Here is a 16,933-nt window from a genome sequence, read left to right on the forward strand (position 1 = left end):
ATATACCCTGAATAACTCGAGGCACAGGCAGAAGGCGGGCGAAAAACCCCGACGAGCTTACTCCCGTATGTGATTCGGGGGAGTAAGCGCTGCCAACGCACATGTAACCTGAAGTATGGCGGGTAATTAAATTATCAGGATGACTGCTTCAGGTCTAGCGACGAAATACGGTTATTACCCTGATAAATTCTCGCATGCTGTAAACCCACAAACAGACGCTCGCCGCGTTGCGGAGGAGTGCTGTCACGAAGCACCACGGTGATGGGCTCATCATGCCAGCCTAGTGGCTGTACCACTAGCTGGGTAAAGTGGCCTCGAGGACTGATTTCCAGTACCTGTACCGGTAAAGGTGAGTCGAGATTCGTACGTCGACTGACATCCACTTCCCAGGGACGCAGGAACAAGTCAACTTCACCTTGATAATTCGGGGTAAAATCTAATGACCAGCGATGGGCGCCAACCTGGAAATGGCTGGCGTTAATTGTGCCAGTAATCCGGTTTACCTCTCCCAGAAACTCCAGTACAAAGCGTGTTTCCGGCTCCCGCCACACCACTTCCGGGGTATCAACCTGTTCAATATTTCCGTTACTCATCACCACAACCCGGTCTGCCACTTCCATGGCTTCTTCCTGGTCATGGGTAACAAAGACACTGGTGAAGCGAAGTTCTTCATGAAGCTCACGCAACCACCGGCGCAGTTCTTTACGTACCTGTGCGTCCAGCGCACCAAAAGGCTCATCAAGCAGCAATATTTGCGGCTCTACCGCCAATGCGCGCGCCAGAGCAACACGTTGCTTCTGTCCGCCAGAAAGTTGAGCCGGGTAACGATCGGCAAGGTGAGATAGCTGAACCATTTCCAGTAATTTGGTGACTTTTTGCTTAATAACCGCAGCAGAAGGACGCTCACGACGCGGTAATACCGTCAAACCAAACGCAATATTGTCGAATACCGACATATGGCGGAATAAGGCATAGTGCTGGAAGACAAAACCAACTTTACGTTCACGGGCATGGACCTGGCTTACGTCTTTACCATTAAAACGGATCTGACCGCTATTCTGATGCTCCAGGCCAGCAATAATACGTAATAATGTTGTTTTACCTGAGCCTGATGGGCCCAGTAATGCCACCATCTGACCAGAAGGAATATCCAGCGAGATATCATTCAGTACCTGGGTTTTACCAAATGACTTATTAATGCCGGCAATATCAATGCTCATGATTTTCCTCCTGCTTGAGGCGTTTTTCCTGGTTATTCAGACGCCACTGCAGCGCACTTTTTAAGAACAATGTCAAAATAGCCATCACGGTTAATAGGGCGGCAGCGGTAAAGGCTCCGACGGTATTATAATCTTGCTGCAACAGTTCAATTTGCAGTGGTAATGAGAAAGTCTCACCCCGTATTGCTCCCGACACCACTGAAACAGCACCAAATTCGCCAATCGCACGGGCATTAGTCAGAACCACGCCGTATAACAGCGCCCAGCGAATATTAGGCAGTGTCACTCGACGAAACATCTGCCAGCCTGACGCACCCAGCAAAATCGCCGCCTCGTCCTCCTGGCTTCCCTGGCTGAGCATGACCGGTACCAACTCACGCACGACAAAAGGACAGGTCACAAAAATAGTCACCAGAACCATGCCCGGCCAGGCAAACATAATTTGCAGATCATAGGCTTCAAGGAAACCGTTCAGGGGGCCGTTTGAGCCGTAAAACAGTAAGTACACCAGACCAGCAACGACCGGAGATACCGCAAAAGGGATATCCAGTAAGGTTAAAAGCAGCTGGCGGCCAGGGAAATCAAATCGTGTCACCAGCCAAGCCAATAAGATACCAAACACCAGATTGACCGGTACCGTTATCAGCGCAATTAATACCGTAAGCCAGATAGCATGAAGCATATCGGGGTTAGCGATATTATTGAGTGCGGGCATTATGCCTTTAGAAAAGGCTTCGGAGAAAATAGAGATAACCGGTACTACCAGAATCAGAAACGAGACCAGCATACCTATGGCAATCAGCGACCATTTCCCCCAGTTAATACGCCCGGAGCGATTGTTATTTACTGCCGATTCATGCGCCATTAGTGACCTACCACGCGTCGACCAAAGCGACTCTGTATGGTGTTAACGGTGAACAACAGTAATAACGACGCGGCAAGAATAACCGAAGCAATCGCACTGGCTGCTGGATAGTCAAACTCTTGTAAACGCACAAAAATCATCAGTGAGGTGACCTCTGTTTTCCAGGCTATATTCCCGGCGATAAAAATAACCGCGCCGAACTCACCCAGACTACGGGTGAAAGATAACGCCACACCTGCCATCAATGCCGGAGAGAGCTCAGGCATAACCACCCGGCAAAAGCTCTGCCAGCGTGTTGCACCCAGCGTTTCTGCCGCTTCTTCATATTCAGGACCCAGCTCTTCCAGGACCGGTTGTACGGTACGCACGACAAAAGGAATACTGGTAAAAGCCATCGCGACCGCAATACCAAGCCAAGTGTAGGTCACTTTAATATCAAACTGAGCCAGCCATTCGCCGTACCAGCCATTGACAGAAAATAGCCCGGCGAGGGTTAAACCCGCTACCGCCGTTGGTAAAGCGAAAGGTAAATCCATCAACGCATCAAGCAGACTGCGCCCGGGGAATTGATACCTGGTCAGTATCCAGGCCATCAGCAAACCAAACACTCCGTTAAAAACGGATGCCACTGCCGCTGAAATCAGGGTCACTTTATAAGCCGCAACAACTTGCGGGTTAGTGATAACTTCCCAGTACTGGGCTAATGTCATTTCCGACAATTGCATCACTAACGCGCTTAACGGCAGTAACAGTATTAAGCAAACAAACAGCAAACTGGTGCCCAGGCTTAAAGTGAAGCCAGGAAGGACACGCTTTGAGGCCTGGGCAAACATTAACTACGCCCCGCTGCTAACAGTTTGTCCAGTTCACCGCCTGTTGCGAAGTGCGTTTTCATCACTTCCGGCCAGCCACCAAATTGTTCTTCCACACTGAACAGTTCAGTTTGTGGGAATTTATCTTTCAGTTTTTCCATAACCTGTGGATTATTCACCCGATAGTAGTAGTCAGTGATAATTTCCTGGGCTTTCGGACTATAGAGATACTCAAGATACTCTTTAGCCGCTTTTTCGGTGCCATTTGATTTGGTGTTTTTATCCACCCATGCAACCGGAAACTCTGCCAGAACGTTAACTTCAGGTACGACAACTTCGTAGCCTTCTTTCTCGTACTGATTACGAATATTGTTCACTTCTGATTCAAAGGAGATTAAAACATCCCCCAGACCACGTTCCACAAAGCTGGTTGTTGCGCCGCGTCCCCCGGTGTCGAAGACTTCAACATTACCCAAAAACTTTTTCATAAACTGCTCGGTCTTCGCTTTATCACCACCGTCGGCTTTATCTGCCGCACCCCATGCAGCGAGGTAGGTATAGCGCGCATTACCTGAAGTTTTTGGATTAGGGAAAATCAGTTTTACATCTGAGCGCGCCAAGTCGTCCCAACTCTTGATGTTTTTAGGATTACCTTTGCGCACCAGGAAAGCCATAGTGGAGTAGAATGGTGAGCTGTTATTGCCAAGACGGCTTTGCCAGTCAGCCGGGATCAGGTTGCCTTTATCATGCAAAATTTGCACATCGCTGACCTGGTTATATGTCACCACGTCAGCTTTCAAGCCCTGCAAAATGGCCAGTGCCTGTTTTGATGACCCGGCATGAGATTGTTTAATCGTCAACTTATCGCCGTTATTTTCATCAGCCCACTGTTTTTCAAACGGTGGGTTTAATGCTGAGAATAACTCACGAGACACATCGTAAGAGCTGTTCAGTAGCTCAGTTGCCTGAGCAGAACCAGCAAGTACTAAAGAAACTGCTAACGCGTTCCAGACATTTTTAACTGCTGTGATTGCCATGCTTTGCCCTTACATGTGGTGAAAGTAGTGGTTAACTGGCAACCAGTTTATTTATAACAAGTGTCAAAACTATAACGCTTTTATATACCGTTTAGCGATTTGCAATAAGAAACAAGCATAAGCAGATGTGGCGCGGTTCATGCCGCGCCAATCGTTAGACTTTTAGTAGGACATCAAGCGAAGGGGCGAAATAATAACCGCCAGTTACTGCCCGGGTGAAACGCAGCATACCGTCACGTTTACCGTCGGTATCACCAAACATACTCAGAAGCTGTTGCTCAATATTATGTAAACGCGCGCAATAGGCGATAAAATACAGACCGTGTACACCGCTGGCAGTACCATAAGGCAGGCTCTGACGCAGAATTTTTAAGCCTTTACCGTTTTCTTTCAAATCAACCCGGCTCAGATGTGAAGTCACCGGACGCTCGTCAGGCTCAATCTCTTCATTTTCTTGTTTGGTTCGCCCAATGATCATCTCCTGGTCATGGGTGCTCATGCGATTAAGCTGTTGCAGGTTATGTTCCCAGCGCTGTACCAGAACATAGCTACCACCTTCATCAACGCCTTCCTGAATAATGGCGACTTTTCGACGTTCTTCCTCACCCTGAGGATTTTCAGTACCATCAACAAAACCACTCAGGTCACGCTCTTCAACCCAACGGAAACCATGCGTTTCTTCTTCAATTTTCAGTGCACGACCAAAAGCATTGAGTGCTGCCTGCGCTAAAGTAAAGTTCACATCATGACGCAAGGAAAGAATATGGATCATGACATCATGCTGCGTTGCCGGTGCCAGCCCCCGCCCTAACGGCGTGAAATCTTTCAATTCTTTAGCGCTTTCATTTCCACGCAGTTCACGCCACAATTTGTTACCGAATGCCACTACTGCGCCAAGCTGTGCTTCAGGAAACTGCTGCTGAAGTCCATTCAGTGCATCAATGAACTTTGTGCAGCCAGCACGCAGCGCGGCAAAATCCCCAGTGAAAGAAGCTTCTAACCAGATAGCTGCACGACAATGCTCAGGCAGAATGCCACTTTGAGTCCGAGACATAAATTCTCCTACAATGGTAGCCACGACAGCGGCCCTCAGATTGCTAACAATATGAAAACACGTGTTTTCCACGCTTTATAATACATCTGCCATACTTCAAGTTGCCCAAGCTTTACCTGCGTAAATTTCGCAGAATCACAGCATTTATCTCAGCTTATCGACAACAGAAGCTTTGCGCCTGCAGGCACGCAACACCCAGGCAACTTGAAGTATGAAGGGTATATACCCAAAATAATTCGAGTTGCTTGTAGGCGCGACTCATGCACGCAACACCCAAGCAACTTGAAGTATGAAGGGTATAAATGACATAACGACACGTGAGAGATAACTATTCTCAAATGCCGTTATTGAGTCGGACCAATTTATGAATTTTTAAGTTTCGCTTTATTGACCTGCAACATGACTCATTACGATAATCATTATATACCCGCTACCCTTCACATTACCTAAACCAGACTAACAATGAATATCATGGTTATTGTTGCCAAATAATTTTATACAGAGTCCATTTTTTCAGTTGGTCATCTGAAGGTAACAGGCTTTCCGGTCCATTCCACTCACCTTTAAAGGCATAACTGATATGGGTACTCTGCGGTGCTTTGCAGACAACTAAATCAGCGTCATCTCCCCTGCCCTGCTCACAAACACCGAAAGCTTTATCGTATAAATCACCGAACGGTGTGCCTGGCTTAACGCCACTTTCACTCTCAATACTTGGATCCATCACATCAATTCGGCTGACTTTGCCATTACTGCCGTTAATGACAAGCATCACCTGTTTATCTTTCAGTGCTTCAAAGTAAGAAACAATTTCCCCGTTCGCGCTTTTCATGCCATTACGCAGACGATAATTATCATCCAGCCCATCGCGGATAGCGTCTTCATCCATGGGGGTTGTGGCATTAAGGCCTGCCACTCCCTGCTCACTGACAGTGGCAGATCCACCAAACCAATTCCAGGGAAGTGCCGAAGACCACTGAACAGACGACATCGTTGAACAGCCGGCTAAAATGAGTGGTAGTCCCAATACCATCAGGCGCAAAAATTTCATTAAGGGATCCTTTTTAAAAGAAGTGACGGCTTTTGGAGTACATCAATGATGAAAAGTGCCATTTGATTCATGATGTAAAGCAAAGTAATCACGCAGCCTGCGGTTCATCAGCAACCACCAGAGTGCCAGAATATCTATCACCAGTAACAGAATAGTGATACCACTAATAGTGTTATCAGCCAGTACGCTACACTGCCATACCAGCAAGAGTAGCTGAGTGATGATTAATACACCCTGTAATATTCGCCATAAACGTGGCCATAAGTGACGGCGGCCACTAAGCAAAAAAGCAATCGCTGCCGGAATACCGGGTAACAAACCGAGCCAGAAATAGTCACTATCAGGGTAAAATCCTTTGAGAATAGCCTCTCCCTGCTCACGAGAAGCACCCGCAATAACCAGTAATACCCAGGTTCGGGCCTGAAAAAGTAAGATAGCCCAAAACAGAACAGGTGCTTTCAGATATCCTTGTGAATCGAAATCATTATATGAGTACATATTCAGGTCTTACTCAATACTCCTGATCTTCAATCAGTCGTTTTCCCAGTAAAATCGTATCCTGATGCTCATATTCAAGCTTTTCATACAAACCAATGACCAAATCGTTTTCTTCCCGAATATGGATATGGATCTTCGGACATCCACGTGCTATTAGCTTCTTTTCCAGTCGGTTTAATAAGGCATTTGCAATACCGCGTCCGCGATATTCAGGATGCACGCCAAGATAGTAGGCCGATCCTCGGTGACCATCATATCCTCCCATCAATGATCCTATGACTTCACCGGCAACTTCAGCCACCAAAAATAAGTCCGGGGAGTGTTGTAACTTACGTTCAATATCCATTTCAGGATCATTCCAAGGGCGTAATAAATCGCAACGTTCCCAGAGAGTAATCACTTCTTCGAAGTCTTCCTGGCGAAAAACACGAATTTCCATGAGAGTAACCACCTTGAATCAGAAAAGTCTAATTATGGCGATAAGCGCCTTATAAACCAATATCTGCCACAAAACTGTTAAAAAAGTGGCATAATGATTGATTAGCTATTAAATGAATGAAAAAAAACATTTATGGCATAATTACTTGGGTTTTTTATACCATAAATAATTCGAGTTTCCTGTAGGCGCTAAGTTAAGGCCGTCGATAAGCATAGATAAATGCTGTGATTCGGCGACACTCACTGCGGCAACCCCCAGGCGACTTGAAGTATGACGGGTATACACCATAACTGTCTTCTGAATCATATAAGATAACGATTTCATCCGTATGAGCAAAATTAAATCGCTAACGCTACTGACAACACGCCGCCAGCTTCTGCTCACCGGACTGGCCGCGATGACACTGGCGGGAATAAATAAAGCCTTGGCCAGTGATACTGCGACAAAAAATACATCGTCAACTCCTGCTAAGGCTGCTGCCAGAAGCAGAACTCGCCGTATCGTTGTACTGGATCCCGGTCATGGAGGCATTGATACGGGTGCCATCGGGCCTAATGGCTCTAAGGAAAAACATGTCGTGCTGGCTATTGCCAAAAACGTGCGCAATATTCTGCGCAGTAAAGGTATAGAGACCCGGCTCACGCGCTCTTCAGATCAGTTTATTCCGCTTGATGAACGTATCGAAATCGCACACCAACATGATGCCAGTCTGTTTATGTCGATTCATGCAGATGGGTTTACCAATCCAAGTGCCTCAGGCGCTTCGGTCTTTGCTTTGTCTAATCGCGGAGCCAGTAGTGCAATGGCTAAATACATTTCAGAACGTGAAAACGCCGCTGATGATGTTGCCGGTAAGAAAGCAAAAAATAAAGATCAGTACTTGCAACAGGTGTTATTCGATTTGGTGCAGACCGATACCATCAAGAACAGCCTGACTCTCGGCTCTCATATTCTAAAAAATATTAAAGCCGTACATAAATTGCACAGCAAGCATACTGAGCAGGCTGCATTTGTCGTGCTGAAATCCCCTTCAATTCCTTCCGTGCTGGTTGAAACTTCATTTATTACCAATCCTGGCGAGGAAAAATTGCTGGGAACGACGGCATTCCGTCAGAAAATAGCCAATGCTATTGCCTCAGGCGTCATCAGTTACTTTAACTGGTTCGATAACCACAAAACTCATGGTAAAAAACGCTAACGTGATGGATAAACCTAACCTTCTGGCGGTAAAACAGTTCCTGCTCGACTTGCAGGAGCGGATTTGCCAGCAACTCAGTGCTATCGACGGACACAGCTTTCAAGAAGATAACTGGCAGCGCCAGGAAGGTGGTGGCGGACGTAGTCGTGTGCTGCGTAATGGTTCCGTTTTTGAGCAAGCAGGGGTGAATTTCTCGCATATTCAAGGAAGTTCAATGCCTGCCTCGGCGACCGCACATCGCCCTGAACTGGCCGGACGTCGTTTTGAAGCGATGGGAGTCTCACTGGTTATCCATCCCAATAACCCTCATGTTCCCACCAGTCATGCGAATGTCCGCTTTTTCATTGCTGAAAAACCGGGAACAGATCCGATATGGTGGTTTGGCGGTGGCTTTGATTTAACCCCTTTCTATGGGGTGATCGAGGATGCAATACACTGGCATCAAACTGCCAGAAATCTGTGCCTGCCGTTTGGTGAAGACGTCTATCCTCGCTATAAAAAGTGGTGTGATGACTACTTTTTCATTAAACACCGTAACGAACAGCGCGGTATTGGCGGACTGTTCTTTGATGATTTGAACCTGCCTGATTTTTCGACCAGTTTTCGCTTTATCCAGGCAGTGGGTAACGGCTTCCTTGAAGCCTATTTACCGATTGTTGAACGTCGTAAAGCAACGCCGTTTAGTGAACAAGAGCGTAATTTTCAGCTTTATCGTCGGGGTCGCTATGTGGAGTTTAATCTTGTCTGGGATCGTGGCACCTTGTTTGGTTTACAAACCGGGGGGCGGACTGAGTCTATTTTAATGTCAATGCCTCCCCTGGTTCGCTGGGAGTATGACTGGCAGCCAGAAGAAGGCAGCCCGGAGGCTGCCTTATACCGTGACTTCTTACCAGTAAAAGAGTGGGTTTAAACGCTGATTACATTGGCTGTGTCTGAGACTCCACCACAGCCAATGCCACCATGTTAACGATACGACGTACAGAGGCTATCGGCGTTAAAATATGTACCGGTTTTGCCACACCCATCAATACCGGCCCGACGGTTACCCCCTCAGAGCTGGATACCCTCAGTAAGTTATAGCTAATACGGGCCGCTTCAACGTCAGGCATAATCAGAATGTTCGCCGATCCTTTTAGTGGGCTATCCGGCATACGTTCCATACGGATACTTTCCACTAACGCCGCGTCGCCATGCATTTCACCATCAATTTCCAGTCCCGGCGCACGCTTACGAACATTCTCCAGAGTCTGGCGCATTTTACAGGCAGCTTTTGAGTCAGAAGATCCATAGTTAGAATGTGATAATAAGGCGACTTTCGGTTCAATACCGAAACGACGTACCGTTTCCGCAGCCAGCAAGGTGATTTCAGTGAGTTCTTCCACTGACGGATCATCATTGACATAAGTATCTGCAATAAAGGTATTACCGCTCGGTAGCAATAACGCATTCATCGCCCCGGCCGCCCGCACATTATCACGATAGCCAAAGAGTTTTTCGACTACCGAAAAATGTTCGTGGTAGTCGCCAATAGTGCCGCAAATCAAGGCGTCAGCTTCTCCCCTGTGTACCATAATGGCACCAATTACTGTGGTATTGCTGATAACTGCGCGCTGAGCCTGTTCCTGAGTGATACCCCGGCGTTTCATGATATTGTAGTACTCTTTCCAGTACTCTTTAAAACGCGGGTCAGATTCATTATTGACGATTTCAAAATCAATACCCGGCTGAATTTGCAGGCCCAGTTTTTTCAGTCGCATCTCAATAACGCTGGGACGACCAATCAGAATCGGTTTCGCCAGTCCCAGACTCACCAGTTCCTGCGTGGCATGCAGTACCCGTATCTCCTCTCCTTCACTCAGTACCACTCGTTTAGGATCTTTACGAGCCTGGGAGAAGATCGGTTTCATAAACAGATTGGTTTTATAGACAAATTCCGAGAGTTTATCTTTATAAGCGTCAAAGTCAGCAATCGGTCTGGTTGCCACGCCGGAATCCATCGCCGCTTTGGCAACGGCTGGTGCAATTTTGACGATCAGGCGCGGATCAAAGGGTTTCGGAATGATATATTCAGGGCCAAAACTCAGCTCTTCTTCACCGTAGGCAGAAGCCACCTCTTCACTTTGTTCAGCATGGGCCAAAGCCGCTATAGCATGAACGGCTGCCAGCTTCATCTGCTCGTTAATCGCCGTCGCACCAACATCCAGCGCTCCGCGGAAAATAAACGGAAAGCACAGTACGTTATTAACCTGATTAGGAAAGTCAGAACGTCCGGTACAGATAATAGCGTCAGGTCGAACTTCTTTCGCCAGTGGTGGCAAAATTTCTGGCTCAGGGTTTGCCAGCGCCAGAATTAACGGCGCTTTGGCCATTTTTTTGACCATATCCTGAGTCAATACTTTCGGCCCTGAGCAGCCGAGGAAAATATCCGCTCCGCCAATCACATCATCGAGCGTACGCTTCCCGGTATCCGCCACCGCATAAGTGGCCTTGGTTTCCGCCATCGGCTCTTCACGCCCCTGGTAAATCACACCTTTGGAGTCACAGACGACAATATTGCGCTTTTGCATACCCAGGGCGACCAGTAAATTCATGCAGGCTATCGCTGATGCGCCAGCACCAGACACCACCAGCCTGACTTCCGCGATATGTTTACCCACCACGCGCAAGCCATTGAGCACCGCCGCAGTACAGATAATCGCAGTACCGTGTTGGTCATCATGAAAGACCGGAATATTCATGCGCTCACGAAGCTGTTTTTCAATATAAAAACATTCCGGGGCTTTAATATCTTCCAGGTTGATCCCACCAAAGGTCGGTTCAAGTGCCGCTATAATCTCAATCAGTTTATCCGGGTCCATTTCATCAATTTCAATATCAAAAACATCAATATTGGCGAACTTTTTAAATAGAACCCCTTTACCTTCCATCACTGGCTTACCCGCCAGTGCACCAATATTACCCAGCCCCAACACCGCAGTACCGTTAGAGATAACACCAACCAGGTTACCCCGGGCGGTATATTTATAAGCCAACAGCGGGTCTTTTTCGATTTCCAGACAAGGCGCAGCGACTCCCGGAGAGTACGCCAGAGCCAGATCACGCTGAGTTGCTAAGGGTTTGGTCGGAGAAACTTGTATCTTTCCAGGAATGGGAAACTCATGAAAGTCAAGGGCACTTTGTTTCAATTGTTCATCCATCAGGTTATTCCTTGATAACAGTGATTAATAACAGCATCAGCCAAGCAGTATCCCCTGCCAGTGACAGATAAACGGTGAGCTAGCCCATATTATTGACATGCTATGTGGTAAAATTATCTATTCTCAGCATATTCCGCCGCATCTCGTAAGAATAGCGGTCTACTGCGCTTCTCATTCCAGATAAACGCCATGTAACCGGTATCACCTTGTTTGACGGACGATACTGCATATAAACCAGGACATGAGAGAGCGTTTTTAGCCGGGAGTTCGTCCCATCTAAAAGCGGCAGCCTGCCCCCCGCCATCGCTCAACTATTCTTTAAACTGGCACGAATGATGCCTTTGAGATAAGAAGTCGCTATATGAGAAGTCAGCGTTTCATCCAGCTGTTTTTCATTGGCCTGGCGCATGATTTCCTGCCAGGCCAGGACTCGTGATTCACGCAATATCACATGATATTTCGTAGCTGAAGCTGCTGCAGCAAAATCACCGTTTTTCCATCACAGATTTCCCCGCTAGCCACCATCTCCAGAGCCTGACTAAAGGGGAGTTCTAACACGTCGATATCTTCATCCTCGATACCTCCGCCAGTATATTTACGCTGTGCGTCGGTGTAGGCTGCAAGGTAGAAATAGACAATTTCGGTCACGCCACCCGGCGACATGTAGAGCTCAAAGACTTTTTCCAGCTCCTCCACCTCATAACCGGTCTCTTCCATTGCCTCTTTTCGCGCACACTGCTCAGGTTCATCTGCATCCAGCAATCCGGCACAGGTTTCTATTAGCGTGCCATCAGCATTACCGTTTAGCCAGGTTGCGATACGAAACTGCCGGGTCAAAACAACGGTTTTCTTCTCACGGTTATACAGCAGAATGGTCGCCCCATTTCCACGATCATACACTTCACGTTTATGGCGAATCGTTTCCCCATTACGGCGACGGAGGTCATAAGTGACATTACGCAGAATAAAATAGTTATCTGAAAGAAGCTGATTTTTAATAACATTAATCGCTAATGGCATCCTGTACCTCCAATATGGTAAGACAACTATTCTTCTGATATTACAGCAGAATTCATATTAACATCATCAGACAGAGGGAGGGGGTTTTGTCGGTTTTGTGACACTGCCGCCTGACGGGTATGTAAAGATATCCATGTTAACAGGCAGGCCGAATGAAAGTAATTTACATTATCTTCGTAATTTCCCCACGTTTGTTGCTTAAAGAACGCTTAAAGTGGGGATAGTTTCTAATAAAAAAGAAGTGTTTTTAAGGGGTTCCATCGCATGGCGAATTTTTTTATCTCACGCCCAATTTTTGCATGGGTGCTGGCGATAGTCTTATGTCTGACCGGAACACTGGCTATTTTTTCCCTTCCCGTTGAGCAATATCCGAATCTTGCGCCCCCCAATGTGCGCATCACTGCAAACTATCCCGGAGCATCTGCCCAGACACTCGAAAATACCGTTACCCAAGTCATTGAACAAAGTATGACAGGCCTGGATAACCTGATGTATATGTCATCCCAGAGCAGCGCTGTGGGTCAGGCTTCGATCACCTTAAGTTTTAAAGCAGGCACCGATCCGAATGAAGCGGTGCAACAGGTGCAGAATCAGCTGCAATCAGCGCTGAGACGGCTTCCGCAACCGGTTCAAGCACAAGGCGTCAATGTACGTAAAACGGGTGATAGCAATATTCTGATGATTGCCTTTGTCTCAACTGACGGCAGCATGGATAAGCAGGATATTGCCGACTATGTTGCCAGCCAGATCCAAGATCCGATAAGCCGTATCGATGGGGTCGGAGATGTTGATGCCTATGGCTCCCAGTATGCAATGCGTATTTGGCTCGATCCGATAAAACTGACCAGTTATCAACTGACTCCTCAGGATGTGGTTGAAAAGATTAAATCCCAGAATGCGCAAATTGCCGTTGGTCAGTTAGGAGCAACACCCGCTCTGGATAGTCAGATGTTGAATGCCACCATCAACTCCCAGTCGCTGCTACAGACGCCGCAACAATTTCGCGATATTGCCTTACGGGTCAATCAAAATGGTTCCGTGATTACACTGGGTGATGTGGCTGAGGTTGAACTGGGGGCTGAACGCTATGATTTCCTGAGCCGCTTTAATGGTCAGCCCGCCTCGGGACTCGGTGTTAAACTCGCCTCTGGAGCCAATGAAATAGCCACCGATAAATTGGTCAGAGATAAGATAACGGAACTTTCACGCTATTTTCCGCATGGACTGGAAGCCAAAGTTGCGTTTGAAACCACCCCCTTTGTTAAAGCATCGATTCAGGATGTGGTTAAAACCCTGCTGGAAGCCATTCTGCTGGTATTTCTGGTGATGTATCTGTTCTTGCAGAATTTCCGCGCCACCTTAATTCCCACTATTGCCGTCCCGGTCGTATTACTGGGTACCTTTGCGGTGCTGTATGCCTTTGGCTTTAGTATTAACACCCTGACGATGTTTGCGATGGTACTGGCTATCGGCCTGCTCGTTGATGATGCGATCGTTGTTGTTGAGAACGTCGAACGGATCATGAGTGAGGAAGGACTTTCACCTGCCGAAGCGACCCGAAAATCAATGGGGCAAATTCAGGGTGCCTTGGTGGGTATAGGCCTTGTTCTGTCAGCTGTTTTTGTCCCTATGGCCTTCTTTGGCGGTACCACAGGGGCTATTTACCGACAGTTCTCCATCACTATTGTTTCGGCAATGGTACTTTCTGTGCTGGTGGCATTGATTTTAACTCCGGCATTGTGTGCAACCTTATTAAAACCCCTGCGTAAAGGTGAACTGCACGGTCAGAAAGGTTTCTTTGGCTGGTTTAACCGTCGATTTGATAAAGCAGCTCACGGCTATGAAGGTATGGTCGGTCGCATTATCAACCGGAGTCTGCGCTGGCTGGCTATCTACGTATTGCTCATTGTAGCAATGGTTATTCTGTTTATGCGTCTACCGACCTCATTTTTGCCCATAGAGGATCGCGGCGTGTTTTCCACCTCGGTACAGTTACCTAGCGGTTCAACTCAACAACAAACCCTTAAAGTTGTTGAAAAGATAGAGCAATATTACCTTACTCAGGAAAAGGATAATGTCGTTTCCGTCTTCGCTACTATTGGTTCGGGCCCCGGAGGCAACGGACAAAACGTTGCCCGTTTGTTTGTGCGCCTCAAAGACTGGAGCCTGCGTGACAGTAAAGCCGCGAGTGCCGAAGCTATCATTGAACGGGCCACTAAGGAGCTTTCGAAGATTAAGGAAGCGCGTGTGTTTGCCAGTAGCCCTCCGGCAATCAGTGGGCTGGGGGGTTCGGCAGGTTTCGATATGGCATTACAGGATAATGCAGGTATCGGACACCAAGGTCTGATGGAAGTACGCAATCAGTTACTGAGCCTGGCTAACGCCAGTCCTCAGCTCACCCGTGTTCGTCATAATGGTCTCGATGATAGCCCCCAATTACAGATAGATATCGATCAGCGTAAAGCCCAGGCGTTGGGTGTATCGGTGGATGATATTAACAATACTCTCCAGACAGCATGGGGTTCCAGCTATGTAAATGACTTTATGGATCGGGGACGAGTTAAAAAAGTCTATGTCCAAGCCGCCGCACAATATCGTATGCAACCGGATGATATTCAACGCTGGTATGTGCGTAACAACCAAGGAAATATGGTGCCCTTCTCGGCCTTTGCCTCTTCTCATTGGGAAACAGGGTCATCACGTCTTGAACGTTATAATGGCTTCTCTTCACTGGGGATCGTCGGTGAGGCAGCCCCGGGCGTCAGTAACGGTACCGCAATGGATATTATGGAACAACTGGTAAGCCAGCTACCGACAGGATTTGGCCTTGAGTGGAGCGGGATCTCTTATCAGGAACGTTTATCTGGAGCCCAGGCTCCTGCCCTGTATGCCTTGTCATTACTGGTTATTTTCCTTTGTCTGGCCGCATTGTATGAAAGCTGGTCAGTGCCCTTCTCCGTCATGCTGACTGTTCCTCTGGGAGTGATTGGTGCGCTGGTCGCCACCTGGCTACGCGGGCTGGAAAATGATGTCTATTTTCAGGTCGGACTACTGACCGTCATCGGCTTGTCAGCGAAAAATGCCATTCTGATTGTTGAATTTGCTAATGACTTAAACGCCCGTGGGCAGGATTTAGTCGCGGCAACACGCGTAGCCTGTCGTCAGCGTCTGCGCCCGATACTGATGACCTCTCTGGCTTTTATCTTCGGCGTCTTACCTCTGGTGATTAGTAGCGGTGCAGGATCAAGTAGTCAGCATGCGGTAGGTACAGGGGTGATGGGGGGAATGATCTCAGCGACATTCCTGGCGATTCTCTTTGTGCCGTTATTCTTTGTTCTGGTGCGCAGACGGTTTCCTGTACATAAGCGTCCTGAATAGCCACCAAAGATAAAGCGCCCGTTCAAAAAGAGGGCGCTTTATTTGTTTAACCTACTGGTCAGTAAATTTATTGTCATATCACGTTTTATATTCCCAAAATAATTCGAGTTACAGGAGGCAACAAGAGAATGAATCCCGAAGAGCTTACTCTGGTAAGTGATTCGAGTGAACGCAGCCAACGTATCTGTAACTTGAAGTATGACGGGGATATTCTGGATTTTTATTTGCGCAACATTAGCTCAATAAAATCTTTCCAGTGCCCTAGTTCAGTATCAATCATAGATTCCTCAAGTATTACAATCTTATCACTCTGAGTCTGTTTCAGTGGTTTATCCGGGATAATCCCTTGCCAGCTCAGTGGGTAATTAATACGTCATTCGATGATTAACAGTCAATCAGAACTTTAAACATTTTTTAACAGGATCGCATTTACCATAATTCTGCATCACAGCCACCAAAAACAGAAAAAAACAAAAATTAATATAAAACAACCAATTAAATTAAAATAAAAAATGAAATACGTCTGTTATTCTGATGTGTATATTTGTTAAATAAATCATTCTGAAGAAGATAATCAAATAATTTGTAAACGATTTTATAGGATAGCTCACATGGACTGAGGTCTCTGGAGAGCCAACAGATGAAGTATTGCGGGGATATGTTATCGAACTACTCGCTGATTGAGTTATTATCAGCCTCCTTTGCTCAGTATTATCCTTGTTCTCTCTTGTCGAGATAACAACTGACTGGCTCTCATTTGCCAACAGGAGTGGTATTTTATGTCAGACAAGCTTAAACACGCGTTGCCTGTACTTTATGGTATTAAAAACTGCGACACGATAAAGAAAGCCCGCCGTTTTCTTGAGCAACAGAATGTGGATTATCAATTTCACGATTATCGTGTTGATGGCCTTGATCCCGCTCTGTTGAATAGCTTTATCGCCGAACTGGGCTGGGAAGCGTTACTGAATACACGCGGAACAACCTGGCGTAAGCTTGACGAAACGCTACGTGCCAGCATCACTGATGCATCTGGTGCTGCAAAATTAATGCTTTCGATGCCAGCAATTATCAAACGCCCATTGCTCTGTGCGCCCGGTAAGCCTATGCTTTTGGGCTTTAATGAATCAAGTTATCTGAAGTTTATCAACGAGGTATAGCCTT

16 protein-coding genes are annotated in these 16,933 nt (G+C 47.0%); 4 read left to right on the forward strand and 12 right to left on the reverse strand.

Annotated features, from left to right (window positions below; all coding sequences use genetic code 11):
- Positions 1–134 precede the first annotated feature (134 nt).
- The 8 genes from cysA to Q1A40_RS03520 form a co-directional block, all read right to left on the reverse strand.
- Positions 135–1,220 carry a sulfate/thiosulfate ABC transporter ATP-binding protein CysA gene (cysA, locus tag Q1A40_RS03485; RefSeq protein WP_299997973.1) on the reverse strand — a complete coding sequence of 362 codons (1,086 nt, stop codon included), beginning with the start codon at positions 1,218–1,220 and terminating at the stop codon, positions 135–137.
- Positions 1,210–2,085, reverse strand: coding sequence for a sulfate/thiosulfate ABC transporter permease CysW (gene cysW, locus Q1A40_RS03490; RefSeq protein ID WP_299997976.1), 876 nt, complete (start codon positions 2,083–2,085; stop codon positions 1,210–1,212). Before cysW ends, cysA begins: the two co-directional genes overlap by 11 nt.
- The gene (gene cysT / locus Q1A40_RS03495; protein ID WP_299997979.1) at positions 2,085–2,918 is read right to left on the reverse strand and encodes a sulfate/thiosulfate ABC transporter permease CysT; all 834 of its coding nucleotides are present in this window, start codon (positions 2,916–2,918) and stop codon (positions 2,085–2,087) included. Before cysT ends, cysW begins: the two co-directional genes overlap by 1 nt.
- A complete protein-coding gene (locus Q1A40_RS03500) occupies positions 2,918–3,934 on the reverse strand; it encodes a sulfate ABC transporter substrate-binding protein (RefSeq protein WP_299997982.1) in 1,017 nt (338 codons plus the stop codon). Before Q1A40_RS03500 ends, cysT begins: the two co-directional genes overlap by 1 nt.
- Positions 3,935–4,088: 154 nt before the next feature.
- Complete coding sequence (locus tag Q1A40_RS03505) at positions 4,089–4,988, reverse strand: Dyp-type peroxidase (RefSeq protein WP_299997985.1); 900 nt, start codon at positions 4,986–4,988, stop codon at positions 4,089–4,091.
- Positions 4,989–5,463: 475 nt separating this feature from the next.
- Positions 5,464–6,039, reverse strand: coding sequence for an RpoE-regulated lipoprotein (locus tag Q1A40_RS03510; protein WP_299997987.1), 576 nt, complete (start codon positions 6,037–6,039; stop codon positions 5,464–5,466).
- 42 nt (positions 6,040–6,081) lie between these two features.
- Positions 6,082–6,537, reverse strand: a complete 456-nt coding sequence (locus tag Q1A40_RS03515; RefSeq protein ID WP_299997990.1) for a DUF2919 domain-containing protein — start codon at positions 6,535–6,537, stop codon at positions 6,082–6,084.
- Between the two features lie 13 nt (positions 6,538–6,550).
- On the reverse strand, positions 6,551–6,976 hold the full coding sequence (locus Q1A40_RS03520) for a GNAT family acetyltransferase (protein ID WP_299997993.1): 426 nt from the start codon (positions 6,974–6,976) through the stop codon (positions 6,551–6,553).
- Positions 6,977–7,304: 328 nt separating this feature from the next.
- Here Q1A40_RS03520 and amiA point away from each other — a divergent pair, with 328 nt between their 5' ends.
- Together amiA and hemF are read left to right on the forward strand one after the other, a co-directional pair.
- A complete protein-coding gene (gene amiA / locus Q1A40_RS03525) occupies positions 7,305–8,174 on the forward strand; it encodes an N-acetylmuramoyl-L-alanine amidase AmiA (protein WP_299997996.1) in 870 nt (289 codons plus the stop codon).
- Between the two features lie 4 nt (positions 8,175–8,178).
- Entirely contained in the window at positions 8,179–9,084 is a 906-nt protein-coding gene (gene hemF / locus Q1A40_RS03530) for an oxygen-dependent coproporphyrinogen oxidase (protein WP_299998330.1), read from the forward strand.
- 7 nt (positions 9,085–9,091) lie between these two features.
- Here hemF and maeB read toward each other — a convergent pair whose 3' ends face one another.
- The 3 genes from maeB to nudK all read right to left on the reverse strand — a co-directional run bounded on the left by maeB (position 9,092) and on the right by nudK (position 12,391).
- On the reverse strand, positions 9,092–11,371 hold the full coding sequence (gene maeB / locus Q1A40_RS03535; protein ID WP_299997999.1) for an NADP-dependent oxaloacetate-decarboxylating malate dehydrogenase: 2,280 nt from the start codon (positions 11,369–11,371) through the stop codon (positions 9,092–9,094).
- A gap of 307 nt (positions 11,372–11,678) precedes the next feature.
- Positions 11,679–11,822, reverse strand: coding sequence for a hypothetical protein (locus tag Q1A40_RS03540; RefSeq protein WP_299998002.1), 144 nt, complete (start codon positions 11,820–11,822; stop codon positions 11,679–11,681).
- Positions 11,819–12,391, reverse strand: coding sequence for a GDP-mannose pyrophosphatase NudK (gene nudK, locus Q1A40_RS03545; protein ID WP_299998006.1), 573 nt, complete (start codon positions 12,389–12,391; stop codon positions 11,819–11,821). The genes Q1A40_RS03540 and nudK overlap by 4 nt, the downstream gene beginning before the upstream one ends.
- A 264-nt stretch (positions 12,392–12,655) precedes the next feature.
- On the opposite strand from nudK, the gene acrD reads away from it, so the two are divergent.
- A complete protein-coding gene (gene acrD / locus Q1A40_RS03550; protein ID WP_299998009.1) occupies positions 12,656–15,769 on the forward strand; it encodes a multidrug efflux RND transporter permease AcrD in 3,114 nt (1,037 codons plus the stop codon).
- A gap of 220 nt (positions 15,770–15,989) precedes the next feature.
- Here the strand turns inward: acrD and ypfM are convergent, their stop codons facing one another.
- The gene (gene ypfM, locus Q1A40_RS23160; protein WP_367275729.1) at positions 15,990–16,049 is read right to left on the reverse strand and encodes a protein YpfM; all 60 of its coding nucleotides are present in this window, start codon (positions 16,047–16,049) and stop codon (positions 15,990–15,992) included.
- 523 nt (positions 16,050–16,572) lie between these two features.
- Between ypfM and Q1A40_RS03555 the strand changes: the two genes are divergently transcribed.
- Complete coding sequence (locus Q1A40_RS03555; protein ID WP_299998331.1) at positions 16,573–16,929, forward strand: ArsC family reductase; 357 nt, start codon at positions 16,573–16,575, stop codon at positions 16,927–16,929.
- Positions 16,930–16,933 lie beyond the last annotated feature (4 nt).

The sequence above is a fragment of the uncultured Cedecea sp. genome, assembly GCF_947498825.1.
Lineage (GTDB): Bacteria > Pseudomonadota > Gammaproteobacteria > Enterobacterales > Enterobacteriaceae > JGM124.